Origin of the sequence: Galbibacter kalidii (assembly GCF_026241135.1) — a bacterium.
In the GTDB taxonomy this organism is placed as follows: domain Bacteria; phylum Bacteroidota; class Bacteroidia; order Flavobacteriales; family Flavobacteriaceae; genus Galbibacter.
The window spans coordinates 89044-104873 of the sequence record NZ_JAPFGA010000014.1 but is presented as its reverse complement, the minus strand read 5'-3'; the positions used below and the strand labels follow the sequence as shown (position 1 = coordinate 104873).

The window sequence follows — 15830 nt, the reverse complement described above, 5'->3', positions numbered from 1 at the left end:
AGGGTTTTAACTAAAGTTTTACACAGTCTGTGAACGAATTAGATTTTCACTGATTATTTTATTGATATGAAACAGTTGAAGTGGCTTTTCGATTTTTATTTGGATTCAAGTGTTCAAGTAGCCTTGGCTGTTTATGCGCTAGTGAGGGTGAGCTTGTCCAATTTTGATCTGCCTTATGACGAAGCCATTAGTTATGCCTTGTTTTTTGGAACCATAGTTGAGTACGGTTTTATAAAATACAGTCCGCATGCCAAGTATTACATCTTTGTCTCGAATAAATATTATAGGGCAATTCAATTTTTTAGTGGTGCCTGTTTCATTATTGCGGTTTATTATATGTTCCAACTGAATAAGGCTACCTTAATAGCTGTGGGCGTACTTGTCTTATTGGCCTTTTTTTATGTGGTTCCTGCAATAAGCAGTAAGAGAAATTTCCGAAGTCTAAAAGGAATGAAAATCTATATCGTCGGGTTGACCTGGTCGATCTCTACGGTTTTACTGCCGGCGCTAAATGCTGAAATATCGATAGGTAGAGAAGTCTATTTGGAATTATTACAGCGTTTTATTTTTATTGTCGCCATAATGATCCCGTTTGAAATAAGAGACCTGAAAACCGATGAAAAATGGCTACTAACACTTCCGCAGGTGATGGGGGTCAAAAATGTAAAATTCTTAGGGGCTTTTTTAGTGACCCTGTTCTGTTTGCTTACGTTTTTTAAAAATGATTTAACCCTGAATGAAAAGTTAGTGGAGTGGGGTGTAGGGCTTGTGAGTCTGTTGTTGATTGGGTTTGCTCGAAAAGAGCAATCGGATTATTATTCTAGTTTTTTTGTGGAAAGTATTCCTTTGCTTTGGTGGGGACTTCTCTTACTTTTTGTTTAAACTTCTGTACCTGTACTTATTTTCTTTTTCATCTCCTCCTTTTTTTGTGCGTCCAATGATTTCAGCTTGGCTTCGTTACACAATTTTGTGAGCTTTCCGTTTTTTTCGGAATACGATTTGGTGGTGTCGCACCACATCAGTCGGAATTTTAACTTCATCTTTTCCCAAAATGTAGCTTCTCCATACTGCATTTTGTCACAAATCTGTTTTGCTTCCTCACAAGAGATTAAGAAGTACTTTTTTATGCTACTCATTTTTTAAACCAATTATTTTCTAAACAGTCCATCAAAGCAGTTCTGGCGCGATGAACGATCACCCATAAATTAGACGGAGTGATATTCAATTCTTTACAAATATCTTCGGTATCTATACCTTGTACCGTTTTCATAGTGAATACTTTGGCTTGTTTTTCGGGAAGTTTCATAACACATTCCTGAATTGCTAAGCCCAGTTCTTCATTTTGCATGGCGTCTTCCGCATTAATATCAAAAGGATCGGCTATATGGTCTTCAAGCCAATCGCCTTCCCCATCTTCCTTGTTGGAATAGCCCATTTTTATTTCGGCTTTTCCTTTTTTTGAATTGATCTTGCGGTAATAATCAATTATTTTTCTTTTCAGGATAGAGATCAACCAGGTGCGTTCTGCGGCATCCCCTTTATAGTTAGCGGCCGATTTCAATCCTGCCAAAAAGGTCTCCTGTACCAAATCTTCAGCGACAACGGAATCGTTTACTCTAGTGATGGTATAGTTAAAAAGGTAGTCTGCATACAGATCTACCCAATTGGAAGGATTTAGTTTGTTTTTGGGCACAAGCAATTTATTTTATATCAAATGTACATTATTTTTTTCATTGGAAATTATAGAGAAATGTTAATCGGCTAACAATAAGTTTTTCTGAAGTCGAATGAAAATCTGTAATTTTAGTGTTTGTGTAACGAGTTGTGTGTTAGCTTAAAAAACGACAAAATGGATGAAATAGAAAAATACATTGAGCAATTTCCAGAAAATGTTCAAGGCATTTTACGAAACATGCGAAAGTTGATAAAGGACAACGCCCCGGAAGCCGAAGAAAAAATTTCTTATGGCATGCCCGGTTATAAGATTCACGGGAAACCACTGGTCTACTTTGCTGCATATAAAAATCATATAGGATTTTATGCCACACCGACTGGGCACAGTGAATTTAAAGACGAACTTTCAAAATATAAACATGGCAAAGGTTCAGTCCAATTTCCACTTGACAAACCAATGCCCTACGAACTAATTGAAAGAATTGTGAAATATAGAGTGACAGAAAACAACACTAATAATAAGAAATAAAGCAAAAGTTGTCCCCATTTGTATATGCCGATCGTCATTAGGGTGAATTTAAAAAACAATCAAAATGAAAGAATTTGCATTAATCTTCAGACTAAAAGACATTACCGACTTTAAACCATCGCCTGAACAAATGCAGGAACGGATGAACTGGCTGGGAAGCATTGCAGCACAAAACAAGTTGGTGGACAAGGGAAATACCCTTTTGCCCGTTCCGGGAAGTGCCAAAACCGTAAAACCCGACAATGTGGTAACGGACGGTCCTTACACCGAAATCAAGGAATTTATCAGTGGTTATATTGTGGTAAAAGCCGAAACGATTGATGAAGCAGTTGAAATGGCACAAGAAAACCCGATTTTCAAAATCGGTGGCAATATTGAAGTTCGGGAAGTTATGAAACGTGATTAGTATTGGGAAATAAACAATTACATAAGGAACTTTTACCACATTTATTCCGACAGGAATATGCAAAAATGACGGCTGTTTTATGCCGTCATTTTGGTTTAAAACACATTGAAATTGCCGAAGATATCGCAAGCGACACATTTCTGAAAGCTTCTGAAAATTGGGCAATTAATGGTGTTCCTGATCATCCAACGGCTTGGCTTTATACGGTAGCAAAGAACAAAACCAAAGATTATTTCAAACACATTTCTGTTTTTGAAACGAAAATCAAAGATGTCTTAAAACCGAAAGAACTTGAGAAAGAAAAGGACTTCGAATTTAGCAATCAAAACATTGCGGATAGTCAATTGGCAATGATTTTTGCGGTTTGCAATCCTGCTAATTCTACCGAGAGTCAGATTGCTTTGGCGCTTAAGGTTTTATGTGGTTTCAGTGTAGAGGAAATCGCCAATGCTTTCCTATCCAAAACCGAAACCATAAAAAAACGCCTGCTAAGGGCCAGGAATAATCTTTGCAACGACAATTTTAAAATCAAATCATTAAGTGAAACAGAAATAAAATCAAGATCAGATACGGTTTTAAGAACATTGTACTTGCTGTTTAATGAAGGTTACTTTTCAAAAACTAATAATCAGTTAATCAGGAAAGAACTCTGTTCGGAAGCTGTCCGACTTACTTTGATACTTACAGAAAATCCATTAACCAATACACCACAGACAAATGCCTTACTTGCTTTAATGTGCTTCCAAAGTTCACGGCTTGAAGCGAGGACAAACGACAAAGGAGAAACCATTCTTTTTGATGAACAGGATAAAAACCTATGGGACAAATCACTGATTGAAAAAGGCAATTATTATTTAGTGAATGCTTGTACAGGGAATGACATTTCCAAATTTCACCTCGAGGCAGGGATAGCCTATTGGCATACAACGCCTGTTGATAAAAACAAATGGCAGCACATTTTGCAATTGTACAATCAACTGATCCAAATAGAATATTCGCCTGTGATTGCATTGAATAGAACATTTGCTTTTGCCAAAGTTTACGGATGTGAAAAAGCCATTATCGAAGCTGAAAAGTTGAACCTGACCGAAAGCAATTATTATCATAAATTATTGGGGTATTTGTATGCAGAATTAGTTATTGACAAAGCGATTGACCATTATGAGCAAGCTATTCAATTGACAAAATCCAAAACTGAAAAACAAACCATCAAAAGGGAAATTGAGCAATTGAAAGCAAAAGGCAATATGCAATAAGGATCCTCCGCTACCGCGCGAGTCTTCTCGCGTGGTCTCTTACTCCTCCTAAGCTTTTACCCCGTATATTTTAAGGAATAAACAATGTAACAAATTCATAGGTCAGGATACTAACAGATTATAAAATATAGATGGAGTGTTCCCGGTAATTTATCGGGATGTTTTCGTGTAATGACAAGAAGAAAAATGAAAAAGATATGCAAAATGAATTAATTTCCAGAATAGTAAAGATTTTTCCAATGACGGAAAAGAAAAATCTGTTTTATTCTATGTTGAAGACCCAAAATCTGCATATTATCTGGAATGTCTTGAAGATTCAACAATTTATGTTGCATATTTCAGACCCGATGATGCCGAATTTATCCAAAAATATCCTCGATTTGAATCCCTATGCAGAATTTTAACCGAAGACATTTTTAAACAAACCCATGAGACTTTTAGCTTATATACATTGTAATCCATTAGAGCGATACCAAATGCTACTCGAAAAGCGACCTGATTTGGTTCAACGTGTTTCTCAACAACATTTGGCGAGTTTTTTAGGATATACATCTGAATCACTTAGTAGAATCAAGAAAAGGATAGACACTAAGATGAAACCTTCAGGGGATTAATTCTTTCTCTTTAAAATACTTGGCCTGGCACCAACAGTCAAAAACCAAAAGGTAATAACCATAAACCTCAAAATATATTTGATACCAAAACGCCATTATTAAAAAAAGCAAGTTTGAGCATAACATTAGCCTGAATAAATTCTGTAGTTGAGGCGTTCAAGTATTCCTGGTTTTTAATACATCGACATGCTTTGCCACATGCGTTAGCGTCATCGGAATACTTGAAATGGAAAGAGCGATCATCAATACCGCCATATTTTTATTGACAGGTGATAACAGTTTGTATAGTAGTAGGGCAAAAAAATAAAGCAGATAAGGCAAACAATTTCAGCTGTGACAGCAAGCCTGAAAGTCAATTCATTATCAAGTATGTTGTTTGCTATTAAAGCAGGGTTTTCCCAATCAAAAAGTGTCGAAGGCACGTAGACAAGACCATAGATACCGGTTAGAATAAATATTAAATACACTAAGCCGGATAGTCGAGCGAGATAAGTGTTTGACATTTTTGTAATTTTTATTTTTTGTCTTTCAAAAATAGATAAAAGAAATCATGTGAAAATTGACGATTGTTAAGAAAATATGATAATTGCTACTGAGCTTTTGAAACATCTGGGTTTTTACGTAGTCATTTAACTTCAATAGGCTTTTAATCCGAATTTTAAGGATTAAAAGTGTGTAACAAATCCCCGAGTTGGGATACTAACAAAACATACAATCTAGGATAGTGTTATCTGGACAAGTTTGGTACAGGAGTTTATGATAAAAATAGCTCTACTGATATCTTTAGAAAAGCACAATAAACAATATGTTGTATACTGTTGGAGTTATCATTTCCTTATTTTTATGTGTTATCCTTTTGACAAAAAAGGACAAAAGTCAAGCGGATAAAATACTGGCTTTATGGCTCCTTATTTCAGGGGTTCATTTGTTTATGTTCAACCTATATATCACCAAGCAATACCGTCAATTTCCTTACCTTTTAGGGTTTGATCTTCCCATGCCTTTACTGCATGGGTCATTTATATTTTTATATGTTACAGCCCTAACTCAAAAAGAAAGGCTAAAAGCAAAAATGGCGTTGCACTTTGTTCCCTATTTTGTAGGACTATGTACTTTACACCCTTTTTTCATATTACCTTATCATGACAAAATAAACACATATGATAACAAAGGAGCCGGTTTTGAAGTATTGTTGATCATTTTGTTTGTCGCAATCATTATTTCAGGGATTGGATATACCCTTGTGTCATTACAAAAATTATATCGACACAAGAAAAACATTACAAATCTCTTTTCAAACACTGAAAAAATCAATTTGTCTTGGCTTCGTTATCTGATATTAGGATCTGGCATTATTTGGTTGTTGGTTATTTTTGGAACAGACGAGGTCATATTTGGGGCTATTGTCGTTTATGTATTTTTTATCGGTTTTTTTGGGATAAAGCAAGTGGGGATTTTTACCAATCCCACCAAATTTGTTAGAGATAAGCCCATCATTCAATCAATTCAAAATAATATTGAAGAGAGAATCAGTACATCTAAAAAAAACAAATACGAAAAATCAAATCTATCGTACTCACAGGCAGACGCAATATATGAGAATTTGACACAAATAATGCAAGAGGAGAAACCCTTTCTAAATCCTTACCTTGGTTTAAATGATCTGGCTGAAAAATTGCAAGTTCATCCCAATACACTTTCCCAAATCATCAACACTAAGGAACAACGAAACTTTTTCGACTATATCAACAGACATCGGATAGAGCAATTCAAACATGAGATATCACGTCCTGACAATCAAAAATTCACAATACTTTCCATCGCATATGATTGTGGTTTTAACTCAAAGACCACATTCAACCGTAACTTTAAAAAGGTCACCGGTCTTTCACCTACTCAATATTTAAAGCAGGTTAAGTCTCATTTAGGCTCCAGTTAATAATGCAACTTTTCTAGATTTACTTATGGGTTGGTATGCCTGAGAGCGAAATGAAGTCCCACCTTACATATTGGGGCGATTTTTATTAGCGTGTAATTCATCTTTGTTTTAAATTAAAAAAATATGAAATGGTAAAACAGATGAAATTATTATCCCTGTTTGCATTGGTGTTAATTTTTCAGCACAATGCTTTTGGTCAGGACAGCTTAAAAACACAAAAATGGTTTATTGGCTATGAAACATTAGAAATGAGTATGAACCGATTCCAAAACTTTGCCGGAGAGGTTGGTTACCGTATCAACCCGAAACATCAAATAAGGATGATGGCTGGTGAAGTAAAACTTACTGAGCAACATTTAAGTAGCAAATGGCAAGCATATGCCGTAGATGGAAAAAATGTAGATGGTTATTTTAGAATATATGAATTGTATTATGACCGATTTTTCTTCAAGAGAAAAAACTGGTATGCAAGCGGAAGTATGGCTTATGTCCGCGATAAATATAATCACTTGATATCAGACAGAAGGATAGATAATGAAACAGCCACTATCGGGTTTGCTATAGGTTATAAAAAAATAAATCTGTTTGGTGTGAAGCATTTGTATATCAATGCATCCATTCCATTTCGCTATTACTTTAATAGCATACCAGAAACACAATGGGGAGATACAAAGATAGAGCAGCATAAATATGTTAATAATATTTGGTTTTATATCGGATATCAGTTCTAAAAGTAAGGTTGCTTTGTTTCATAGAACCCCCACTACTGTGTTTGGTTCTTTAACTTTTGCAAAGCTTTTAATCCGAATTTTAAGGATTAAAAGTGTAACAATTTTTCAGGTTAGTATACTAACAAGCTGTATAACAATAATGTTTAAATGAAAAAACATGAGGATTAAAAACTTTATTTTATTAATTGTAGTATGTGTTTCAATACAAGCGTTTAGTCAAAAAGCCGTACTAAATCCTGATAATAATCCAGCTGATAAAAAATTTGTTGCGGACGAAAGTTCAGAAATGACCTGGTTTATGTTACAGGATACTGTCAAGATCGAAATTGGAAAAGTATTTACTAAAATTGAGAAGAATAAAAAGGAAATAGTTGTCATCACCACAGTTGATATGAAACAAACTGCTTCAAAATGGACGGACACTACCGTTGTTGAAACCGCAAATTTCAAGCCGGTTTACCATTCATCTTATAATCAACAAAGGGATATGGTGTTAAATTTTGGAAAAGCGGTAACAGGTTACTATCTGGATAAAAAAACAGGAACAAAAACAACTATTTCAGAAAAAACCGAAAAGTCATATTTCGACAGTAATTTTTATCCACAGCTCATAAGATGTCTTCCCTTGGAAGAGGACTATTCCACTGTGATTTCAATTTTTGATTATAACCCTAAGGCTAAAACCGGGGTCATTACTGCAACGGTAAAAAGTGTGGAAAAAACATCGATGCGTTTAAACGAACAAGAACATTCCGTATGGAAAGTCCAATCCACCGATGATATTTCAAAGAACACCGCAATCAGTACCTATTATATAGATGACAAAACTCGAAAAATCCTTAAACAGAATATCGATTTTAACGGTAGGAAAATGTCAATGGAATTAAATGAAACTTTTTAAAAAATCAGACTAAGCAACCAAATATGAATTCAAGAAAAAAAACTGCACGAACTGCGGGGCTATGGTACCTGCTATTAGCAATAGCGGGGGGTTTTGGAACAATGTATGTACCCCTCAACATTACAGTTTCCGGAGATGCCTCTGCAACAGTTCAAAACATCGTCGATTCAGGATGGATATACCAATTAAGTATAGTAAGTAGCTTAGCCGGCAATGTATTTTTCATCTTTCTGGCATTAACACTCTACCGTTTATTTAAAGATGTGGATTCGAAGCAGGCGAGACTTCTGGTAACGTTGGTGTCTGTTTCTGTGCCTATAACTTTTCTTAGTACTCTAGCATTGGTGCCTGCTGAAATGATTGCAAGTGGAACCAATTATCTGAGTGTTTTTGACATCAGTGAACAAAATGCAATGGCCTTGTGGGCTGTGAATTTATTTGATCAGGGCATCTTATTCGTGAAAATTTTCTGGGGACTTTGGCTTTTGCCATTTGGGATTCTGGTTATTAAATCAGAATTTATTCCAAAAATATTTGGCATTTTGTTAGTGATGAATTGTTTTGCCTATTTAATTACGGCTTTCGTCAGTCTTATGGAAATTCAACTTATGGACGTGTTCACTTATATTTTGATACCTTTTTTAGTGATGGGTGAATTTTCAATTATATTTTGGCTTTTGATTAAAGGAGCAAAAGAAACATCTACTTATTCAGTGAGCACTAACATTTAAAATTTATAAGCAATTGAAAAAAGTTTGCATTATAGGAGCATCAGGGAAACTTGGCAAATATATGGTTCAGCATGCACTGGATCGAAATTACGAGGTTGTCGGTGTTTGCAGGAAAAAAAGTGTCGAAAAACTGGATCAGTTTAAAGATCGGATAACCATTGTCCCGGGAATGACAAATGGCCGGCAGGTGATTAAAAAAGCCGTAGAAGGATGTGATGGAGTGCTCACCGTGTTGGCACCGTGGGGAGTTAACAATTACTCATCAGGAACGGCACAAGCGGTACTGGATTTTGCCGAGCCCCATGCACGTCTGATTTTTTCCTGCGGGTGGCATATTACTAAAGACGGGAAGGATGAATATACGTGGATGATGAAAACGCTTGTAAAAGTTGCCGGTTGGATTGCTAAAATGTTGCGACTCGTTGATATTCAGGATCAGGTTAGGGCCTGTGATCTGGTATTTGCCAGTGATAAAAACTGGACTGTTGTGCGAGGCAGCAATCTCGAGGAGGGGGAAAGTGAGGGACTACCTGTATGGAGTGAGCATGTGGGGGATTCTATCTTGAAAAGCAACCTTGTACGGCGAATCGATTTTGCCCTTTTTATGGTAGAAGCGCTCGAAAATGATGAACTAATTCATAAAGCACCTGCAATTGTTGGTTGTCAAAGTCCTTCGGCACTTGCTCACAAATCCAATATTAAAGTTTAGCAAATATTTTATAATAGTCTAGGTACATAACAGCGGTAACCATTGCACAAGTAACTAGTTTTATAAAAACAAGATACATAAGAGTCCTTTTAAGGTGCCTTTCTCCAACTTTTTGTTTGCGGTAGGTTACTTTCTTGCCTTGCGGGCATAACCAGTAGTTCCTGCCTCAACATAAATAAAACCTTCCGGGCCGCCTTTATATGTGCCATGGGGTGGGATAAAACTTTTGATCCGTTTCTTTTCCAGAAAGGCATAGTTCTCCCCGCTGCTAAAGATTATTCACATTTAAGTCATGATAAACACTTTATAAACAGCTTTCCATATAACTAGCTCTTTACTAGTATTATAAAATCAGTATCAAAATATTTGCTTAGAGTTATTGCAGTTTTAGAGGAGAAATACTTTCTTTGCACTAATTTATAATCAGTCTAAATTAATCAGTGATAAAACGAATCAACTTTATGAAAAAATTGCTACTCTTGGTGTTAATGACCTATAGCTTTTATAGTGCTGCTCAAACCGGTTCTATTGCCGGTACAGTCAAAACATCCGATCAAAAACCTGCTCAATTTGTTAATATTGTCATTAAAGATAGCGACATAGCAGGTGTTACCGATAAAGGTGGTGCTTTTTTTCTTTCTGATATTCCTGCGGGAGATCAAACTATTGTTTTTAGTTCTATAGGATTCAAAACCCTGGAGAAACACGTGCAGGTAAAGAGTGACGAGACGACAACCCTGAATATTATTCTGGAGGAGTCAGTCGACGAACTTGGAATGGTAGAAGTTTTTGGGACTGCAAGCAGAATATCTGAAAAGGCCAATGAGGTTCCTTCAACCTTAACAATGATTTCCGAAAAGGAAGTGGAGCGCCAGAGTGAGATCAGTACGAATCTTCCGGCTCTCCTTATGCAAAAGATTCCCAGCATTTCGCCTAGCGAAGAAAGCCAGAACAATTTTATTGGTAAAATAAGAGGTCGGGATTTCTTGGTGTTGATAGACGGTGTTCCGCAAAGTACCCCCTTGCGGAATGGAGGTCGGGACTTGAAATCTATTGATATTACTGCTATTGAACGGATTGAAGTGGTGAACGGTGCTTCGGCTATGTATGGTAATGGTGGAGCAGGCGGAATTATTAATTATGTAACCAAAAAAGCTCCCCGGAATGATGCTTTTAGTTCGACTACAAACCTGAATGGATCTATCAACTTGGTCGATGGGGCTCAAACCGCCGGATACAATCTTTCCCAGACTTTTGCAGGCGATATTGGGTCATTTGATTATCTGGTATCAGGAAAGATAGGAGAAACCGGGGTCAGCCGTTCGGCAGATGGAGAAATAATCAGTCCTTTTTATGGCATAGGGGAAACCGATACCTATAATGCGCTGGCAAAACTTGGATATGATTTTTCTGATGAACATCGAATCGAATTCATGGCGAATTATTATAAGAGCGTCCAAGATAGTAAATATGTGGGCACTCCGGGCGAATTTGGTGTGTCTCCTTCCATTGGGGTTCTTGGAGATTCTGATATCCGCGGGGGAACACCTTATAATAACACCTATAGCTTAAAATATGAAGGCCAGTTTAAAAGGACAGAGGCCGTTCTAAGTGCTTATTACAACGATTTTAAAACCATTTTTGAAGGCTGGAATCAGATTTACTCTACCAATAAGGGAGTACGCCTGAATTTTAATACACCCTTTAGCCTTGGGGAGGACAAAAGCCTTTCCCTGATTTATGGCTTGGATGTACTGAAGGACTATACGGCTCAGAAAACACTTGAGGAAAGTTTTGTGACACCGGATATGGATATGTCGAGTATTGCTCCTTATCTACAATCAAAATTTACATTTAATAATGACTGGATTTTCAAGGCCGGACTACGGTTCGAAAATATTAAATTCGAAGTTGGTGACCTCACCACCAGTGAAGGCGAAGTAGTAGAAGGAGAATCTGATCGGTATAATGCCATAGTATTTAATGCGGGAGCCAGATACAACAGGCTTTCTTTTCTACAACCCTTTATTAGTTTTTCTCAAGGCTATTCCATAGGCGATGTAGGGCTTATTTTGCGTAACGGGGTGCCGCTTAGTGCGATCAATGCTAAACCTGTGGTGGTGGACAACTATGAACTTGGTATCAGCGGAAGGTGTCAGATTTTTAACTACCAGCTTGCAGGCTACTATAGCTATTCAGAAAGAGGAACCCGTTTTAGTGAGGTAAGTCCAGGGGTATATGATGCTACTCAACTACCACAAAGAATATATGGTCTGGAAATTGTATTGGGTGCTCAACCAACAAGCTGGCTCCATATAGGAGGGACATTAGGATATATGGATGGGAAAGAAGATGTAGATAACGATGGTGATTTTAAGGGAGAAATAGATAATAGCAATTTATCTCCCCGGAAAATCACAGCCAATGCAGATTTTAAGATCACGAAGGATTTTAACTTTCTTTTACAAATGGTGAATATTGGTTCGCGGGATGTTTTTCCTCCGGAAGAATATAATTATGGAAGATATCCTATCTCCGGGTATACCTTGTTTGATATGTATGTTTCCTACCAGCTCAAAAATATGCTAATTACTTTTTCTGTCAATAATTTGTTCAACCAAGACTACTTTCCTGTACATTCCGAAGTCCGGGGAGCCAATTTCGAGGGGAGATATTATGTAAAAGGTCGAGGTGCTACGGCAAACATCGGTATCAAAGTCAGTTTGTAGTTAGTGGGTGAATAAAGCAAAACAGCTTAATTCCGGTAAAAATATCCGTAAGGGTTAAAATTGTATTTTAGTGCATACAAAATGAGTTCAATAATAACATAACCACCAATACAATGAAAATAAGAATACTGTTTCTATTTGTTGTTTTCCTTTCAGGATTTATGGCAAATGCACAAACTGAAGTCATTACCGGAGAAGATGTAGCGGTTACTGATACTGAATCTGGAAAAGTCCGTGGATTTATCCAAAACGGAATTTATACGTACAAAGGAATACCCTACGCAAGAGCTGAACGCTTTATGCCAGCGACAAAAGTAGAACCCTGGGAAGGGGTGAGAAGTTCCACAATGTATGGTCCCGTGGCTCCTTTAATGATACCTACCACACAAGTTCAAGATGAATCCGAATTTGTTTTTGATCACGATTGGGGTTATACCAGCGAAGATTGTCTTCGACTAAACGTTTGGACCCCAAGCATTGACGACAGTAAAAAAAGACCGGTCCTTTTTTGGATTCACGGTGGTGGTTATACCGCAGGTTCCAGCCAAGAATTACCATCTTACCATGGAGAAAACTTAAGTGCTAAAGGTGATGTAGTAGTAGTTTCTATCAACCACAGACTAAACATTTTAGGCTTTTTGGATCTATCTGCCTATGGCGAAAAATACAAGGAATCTGCCAACAATAGTATGTTGGACATTGTTACTGCCTTGGATTGGGTAAAAACAAATATTTCCAACTTTGGTGGAGACCCGAACAACATCACCATTTTTGGTCAGTCAGGAGGTGGTGCCAAGGTAAATACCTTAATGGCGATGCCGAGAGCAAAAGGATTGTTCCATAAAGCAATCAACCAAAGTGGTTCGTTCAGGGGCAATTTGTCCAAAAAAGAAACAACCCAAGCTATTGCCGCAGAGGTTTTAAATCAACTTTCCCTATCTAAGAACCAAGTGGATAGTCTTCAATCAATTCCGTTTGATAAATTGAGTGCAGCAGGATCAGCGGCTCTAAACGTGGTAGCTGAAAAAATGAAGGAAGAAGGAATTGTCCCTGTTGGTTTTGGCCTTAACTGGGGTCCCAGTATGGACGGGTCTGTGCTCCCGTACGATTTAATGTCCTCGGAAGCATTCGAACTTTCCAAAGATATCCCATTGATGTTGGGTACTACCAAAAATGAATTCACGCCATTTATGAACGGACGCTTTTTCAAAGCATCGGAAGAAGAGGTGATAGCACATATCAAAGAAACCTATAAAGATAAGGCGGATGATTATATAGCTGCCGTTAAGAAAGCATATCCTAACGATACCAGGCCATCTGATTTATTGAATATAGATACCGCATTTAGGCCCGGGGCTGTGTTTCAGGCAAACCAAAAGTCGCAATTGGAGAACGGAGCAGCTGTTTACATGTTTATGTTTACTTGGCAATCCCCAGTTTTTGATGGGAAGTACAAAGCCCTTCATTGCATGGAGCTCCCATTTGTGTTCGACAATGTGGAACGTGCCAGACAGATGACAGGTGGAGGAGAAGAGGCCAATGTACTTGCCGATAAGATGAGCAGGGCCTGGATCAATTTTGCAAAGACAGGAAACCCCAATCACGATGGGTTGCCACAATGGCCTCAATACAATCCAGAGAATACAGCCACCATGTTCTTCGATAACACCTGTGAGGTGAAACCACAGCATGACAAAGAGTTCTTGGCTTTGATGGCCGATATGTAAAACAAACTACCTCACATAAAAAACTAAACAATGAAATTATTTCCCAAAGTAGGTGCTACCCCGCTCAGCAAACGTCTCCCAACTTTGCGGAAGAACGAAGCAAAACACCTTAATCCCAACAAAAAATTTTATGTACTTTTGCTCAAAATTAAAACACAATGAACGCATATATTTTTCCGGGACAAGGAGCGCAGTTTGTAGGAATGGGCTTGGATCTATACGAAAAGTCTGATCTCGCCAAAGAACTCTTTGAAAAAGCCAATGATATTTTAGGATTTCGCATTACCAATATCATGTTTGAAGGTACTGCTGAAGATTTAAAACAGACCAAGGTGACCCAACCGGCTATCTTTTTACATTCGGTAATATTGAGCAAGGTGTTGGGAGATAATTTTAAACCCGATATGGTGGCCGGACATTCGTTGGGGGAACTTTCGGCTTTGGTAGCCAACGGAGTCTTGAGTTTTGAAGACGGATTGAAATTGGTGTCCCGTAGGGCCATGGCCATGCAAAAGGCTTGTGAGATCACACCGGGAACTATGGCGGCTGTTTTAGGTTTGGAAGACAGTGTGGCGGAACAAGTATGCCAAGAAACAGAAGGTATCGTGGTAGCGGCCAACTATAACTGTCCGGGACAGCTTGTGATTTCCGGAGCAGTGGAAGCGATTAACAAAGCCTGTGAGACCTTAAAAGAAAAAGGGGCGAGAAGGGCTTTGGTACTACCGGTTGGAGGTGCTTTCCATTCCCCATTGATGGAGCCTGCGGGAGAAGAACTGGCAGCGGCTATCGAGCAAACCCAATTCAATACACCTACATGTCCGGTATATCAAAATGTGAGTACTACGGCAGTAACCGACCCTGAAGAGATCAAAAAGAATTTGATCGCCCAGCTTACGGCACCGGTAAAATGGACACAAAGTGTACAAAATATGATAAAAGACGGTGGGACTTTGTTTACCGAAGTTGGTCCGGGAAAAGTGTTGCAAGGCTTGGTGAAGAAAATCCATCGTGAAGCTGAGGTGCAATCAGCGTAAAGTTTACTGAAATGGAGTATTTCGGGTTAATAATCAAAGGTTTAAGTGTTAAAAATGCTAACCCGGACATAAGAAGAGTTAAACTTTGTGTATCTTAGAGCATAACCAAAAAACTTTTAATTATGTTACGTTGGACAATCATTTTTTTAATTGTAGCAATAATTGCTGCAATTTTCGGTTTTGGAGGCATTGCAGGAGCAGCTACGGGAATCGCTAAAATTCTGTTCTTTGTCTTCATTGTTTTGTTTGTCATATCATTGATTAGTAAAATAGCAAAACGCTAAAGATTAAATCTTTCCTACACTGTTGGAACTGTGGAGAACTCCGCTGTAAAAAAATGATATTTCGACAAAGGAGAAAAATAATGAACTTTGATGAAACAAAAAACCCGCGTTTTACGCGGATTTTTTTATGTTTAAAGTTTAATAATCATGCTGTTAAGACACAGTCTTCACAATCTTTTACAGTGCCATAATAGGTTTCTCTGTACTTGTGAATCGTTTTAAAGGGAATGCCAAGCAGTTGCTTTTTTATATAAGTAACCTTCACGTTGATGTTCCCCATTTTTTTACTGTACCTTCTTTCTAATCTTGTTTTTCTTTTAATTTTTACAAACGCCATAATAGTTGTTTACAGAACAAAGAACGTGAATATATACCTTAATGTCAAATAGTTATATTCTATATCATTGATGGTACGAAAGGAAAAACTTATAGTACGATCTATTTTTGGGTAGATTTTGATTGTATAACTTCGTTAAAATCACAACTGTTTTTAATATGTTATTTTTGATGGATTGCGTTAAATAATGCGAGATTTTTATGTTAATAATCAAGTATTCATTAATATT

General features: G+C 37.5%; 18 protein-coding genes and 1 pseudogene. 14 read left to right on the top strand and 5 right to left on the bottom strand.

Going from position 1 to position 15830, the window contains the following annotated elements:
• Positions 1-66 precede the first annotated feature (66 nt).
• On the top strand, positions 67-882 hold the full coding sequence (locus OOZ15_RS14395) for a UbiA prenyltransferase family protein (RefSeq protein ID WP_265957125.1): 816 nt from the start codon (positions 67-69) through the stop codon (positions 880-882).
• Here OOZ15_RS14395 and OOZ15_RS14390 read toward each other — a convergent pair.
• Positions 879-1136 carry a hypothetical protein gene (locus OOZ15_RS14390; RefSeq protein WP_265957124.1) on the bottom strand — a complete coding sequence of 86 codons (258 nt, stop codon included), beginning with the start codon at positions 1134-1136 and terminating at the stop codon, positions 879-881. The two genes, OOZ15_RS14395 and OOZ15_RS14390, sit on opposite strands and share 4 nt — an antisense overlap.
• The gene (locus tag OOZ15_RS14385) at positions 1133-1693 is read right to left on the bottom strand and encodes a sigma-70 family RNA polymerase sigma factor (protein WP_265957123.1); all 561 of its coding nucleotides are present in this window, start codon (positions 1691-1693) and stop codon (positions 1133-1135) included. Before OOZ15_RS14385 ends, OOZ15_RS14390 begins: the two co-directional genes overlap by 4 nt.
• Before the next feature lie 156 nt (positions 1694-1849).
• On the opposite strand from OOZ15_RS14385, the gene OOZ15_RS14380 reads away from it, so the two are divergent.
• The 4 genes from OOZ15_RS14380 (at position 1850) to OOZ15_RS14365 (ending at position 4269) form a co-directional block, all read left to right on the top strand.
• Complete coding sequence (locus OOZ15_RS14380) at positions 1850-2203, top strand: iron chaperone (RefSeq protein WP_265957122.1); 354 nt, start codon at positions 1850-1852, stop codon at positions 2201-2203.
• 64 nt (positions 2204-2267) lie between these two features.
• Entirely contained in the window at positions 2268-2609 is a 342-nt protein-coding gene (locus tag OOZ15_RS14375) for a YciI family protein (protein WP_265957121.1), read from the top strand.
• A gap of 2 nt (positions 2610-2611) precedes the next feature.
• Positions 2612-3865, top strand: coding sequence for an RNA polymerase sigma factor (locus OOZ15_RS14370; RefSeq protein WP_323053912.1), 1254 nt, complete (start codon positions 2612-2614; stop codon positions 3863-3865).
• A 197-nt stretch (positions 3866-4062) separates the two neighbouring features.
• Positions 4063-4269 carry a hypothetical protein gene (locus OOZ15_RS14365; protein ID WP_265957120.1) on the top strand — a complete coding sequence of 69 codons (207 nt, stop codon included), beginning with the start codon at positions 4063-4065 and terminating at the stop codon, positions 4267-4269.
• A gap of 452 nt (positions 4270-4721) precedes the next feature.
• Here OOZ15_RS14365 and OOZ15_RS20460 read toward each other — a convergent pair whose 3' ends face one another.
• Positions 4722-4982, bottom strand: a complete 261-nt coding sequence (locus OOZ15_RS20460; RefSeq protein ID WP_416337324.1) for a DUF4386 family protein — start codon at positions 4980-4982, stop codon at positions 4722-4724.
• Between the two features lie 302 nt (positions 4983-5284).
• Between OOZ15_RS20460 and OOZ15_RS14360 the strand changes: the two genes are divergently transcribed.
• The 5 genes from OOZ15_RS14360 (at position 5285) to OOZ15_RS14340 (ending at position 9490) form a co-directional block, all read left to right on the top strand.
• Positions 5285-6418, top strand: a complete 1134-nt coding sequence (locus OOZ15_RS14360; protein ID WP_265957119.1) for a helix-turn-helix domain-containing protein — start codon at positions 5285-5287, stop codon at positions 6416-6418.
• A gap of 140 nt (positions 6419-6558) precedes the next feature.
• Positions 6559-7149 carry a hypothetical protein gene (locus tag OOZ15_RS14355; protein WP_265957118.1) on the top strand — a complete coding sequence of 197 codons (591 nt, stop codon included), beginning with the start codon at positions 6559-6561 and terminating at the stop codon, positions 7147-7149.
• A 157-nt stretch (positions 7150-7306) separates the two neighbouring features.
• On the top strand, positions 7307-8050 hold the full coding sequence (locus OOZ15_RS14350) for a DUF3108 domain-containing protein (RefSeq protein WP_265957117.1): 744 nt from the start codon (positions 7307-7309) through the stop codon (positions 8048-8050).
• A 23-nt stretch (positions 8051-8073) separates the two neighbouring features.
• Positions 8074-8781 (top strand): DUF4386 domain-containing protein, encoded by a 708-nt coding sequence (locus OOZ15_RS14345; protein WP_265957116.1) that lies wholly within the window; start codon positions 8074-8076, stop codon positions 8779-8781.
• Positions 8782-8794: 13 nt separating this feature from the next.
• A complete protein-coding gene (locus tag OOZ15_RS14340) occupies positions 8795-9490 on the top strand; it encodes an NAD(P)-dependent oxidoreductase (protein ID WP_265957115.1) in 696 nt (231 codons plus the stop codon).
• Positions 9491-9577: 87 nt separating this feature from the next.
• On the opposite strand, the pseudogene OOZ15_RS20525 reads toward OOZ15_RS14340, so the two are convergent.
• Positions 9578-9763 (bottom strand): annotated as a pseudogene (locus OOZ15_RS20525) (IS1182 family transposase); the annotation flags it as partial.
• A gap of 188 nt (positions 9764-9951) precedes the next feature.
• Here OOZ15_RS20525 and OOZ15_RS14335 point away from each other — a divergent pair.
• The 4 genes from OOZ15_RS14335 to OOZ15_RS20320 all read left to right on the top strand — a co-directional run bounded on the left by OOZ15_RS14335 (position 9952) and on the right by OOZ15_RS20320 (position 15264).
• Complete coding sequence (locus OOZ15_RS14335; RefSeq protein ID WP_265957114.1) at positions 9952-12219, top strand: TonB-dependent receptor; 2268 nt, start codon at positions 9952-9954, stop codon at positions 12217-12219.
• Between the two features lie 113 nt (positions 12220-12332).
• Complete coding sequence (locus tag OOZ15_RS14330) at positions 12333-13946, top strand: carboxylesterase/lipase family protein (protein WP_265957113.1); 1614 nt, start codon at positions 12333-12335, stop codon at positions 13944-13946.
• Between the two features lie 158 nt (positions 13947-14104).
• On the top strand, positions 14105-14980 hold the full coding sequence (gene fabD, locus OOZ15_RS14325; protein WP_265957112.1) for an ACP S-malonyltransferase: 876 nt from the start codon (positions 14105-14107) through the stop codon (positions 14978-14980).
• A gap of 122 nt (positions 14981-15102) precedes the next feature.
• Entirely contained in the window at positions 15103-15264 is a 162-nt protein-coding gene (locus tag OOZ15_RS20320; protein ID WP_265957111.1) for a DUF1328 domain-containing protein, read from the top strand.
• A gap of 145 nt (positions 15265-15409) precedes the next feature.
• Here the strand turns inward: OOZ15_RS20320 and OOZ15_RS20315 are convergent, their stop codons facing one another.
• A complete protein-coding gene (locus OOZ15_RS20315) occupies positions 15410-15601 on the bottom strand; it encodes a hypothetical protein (RefSeq protein WP_265957110.1) in 192 nt (63 codons plus the stop codon).
• Positions 15602-15830: the final 229 nt, after the last annotated feature.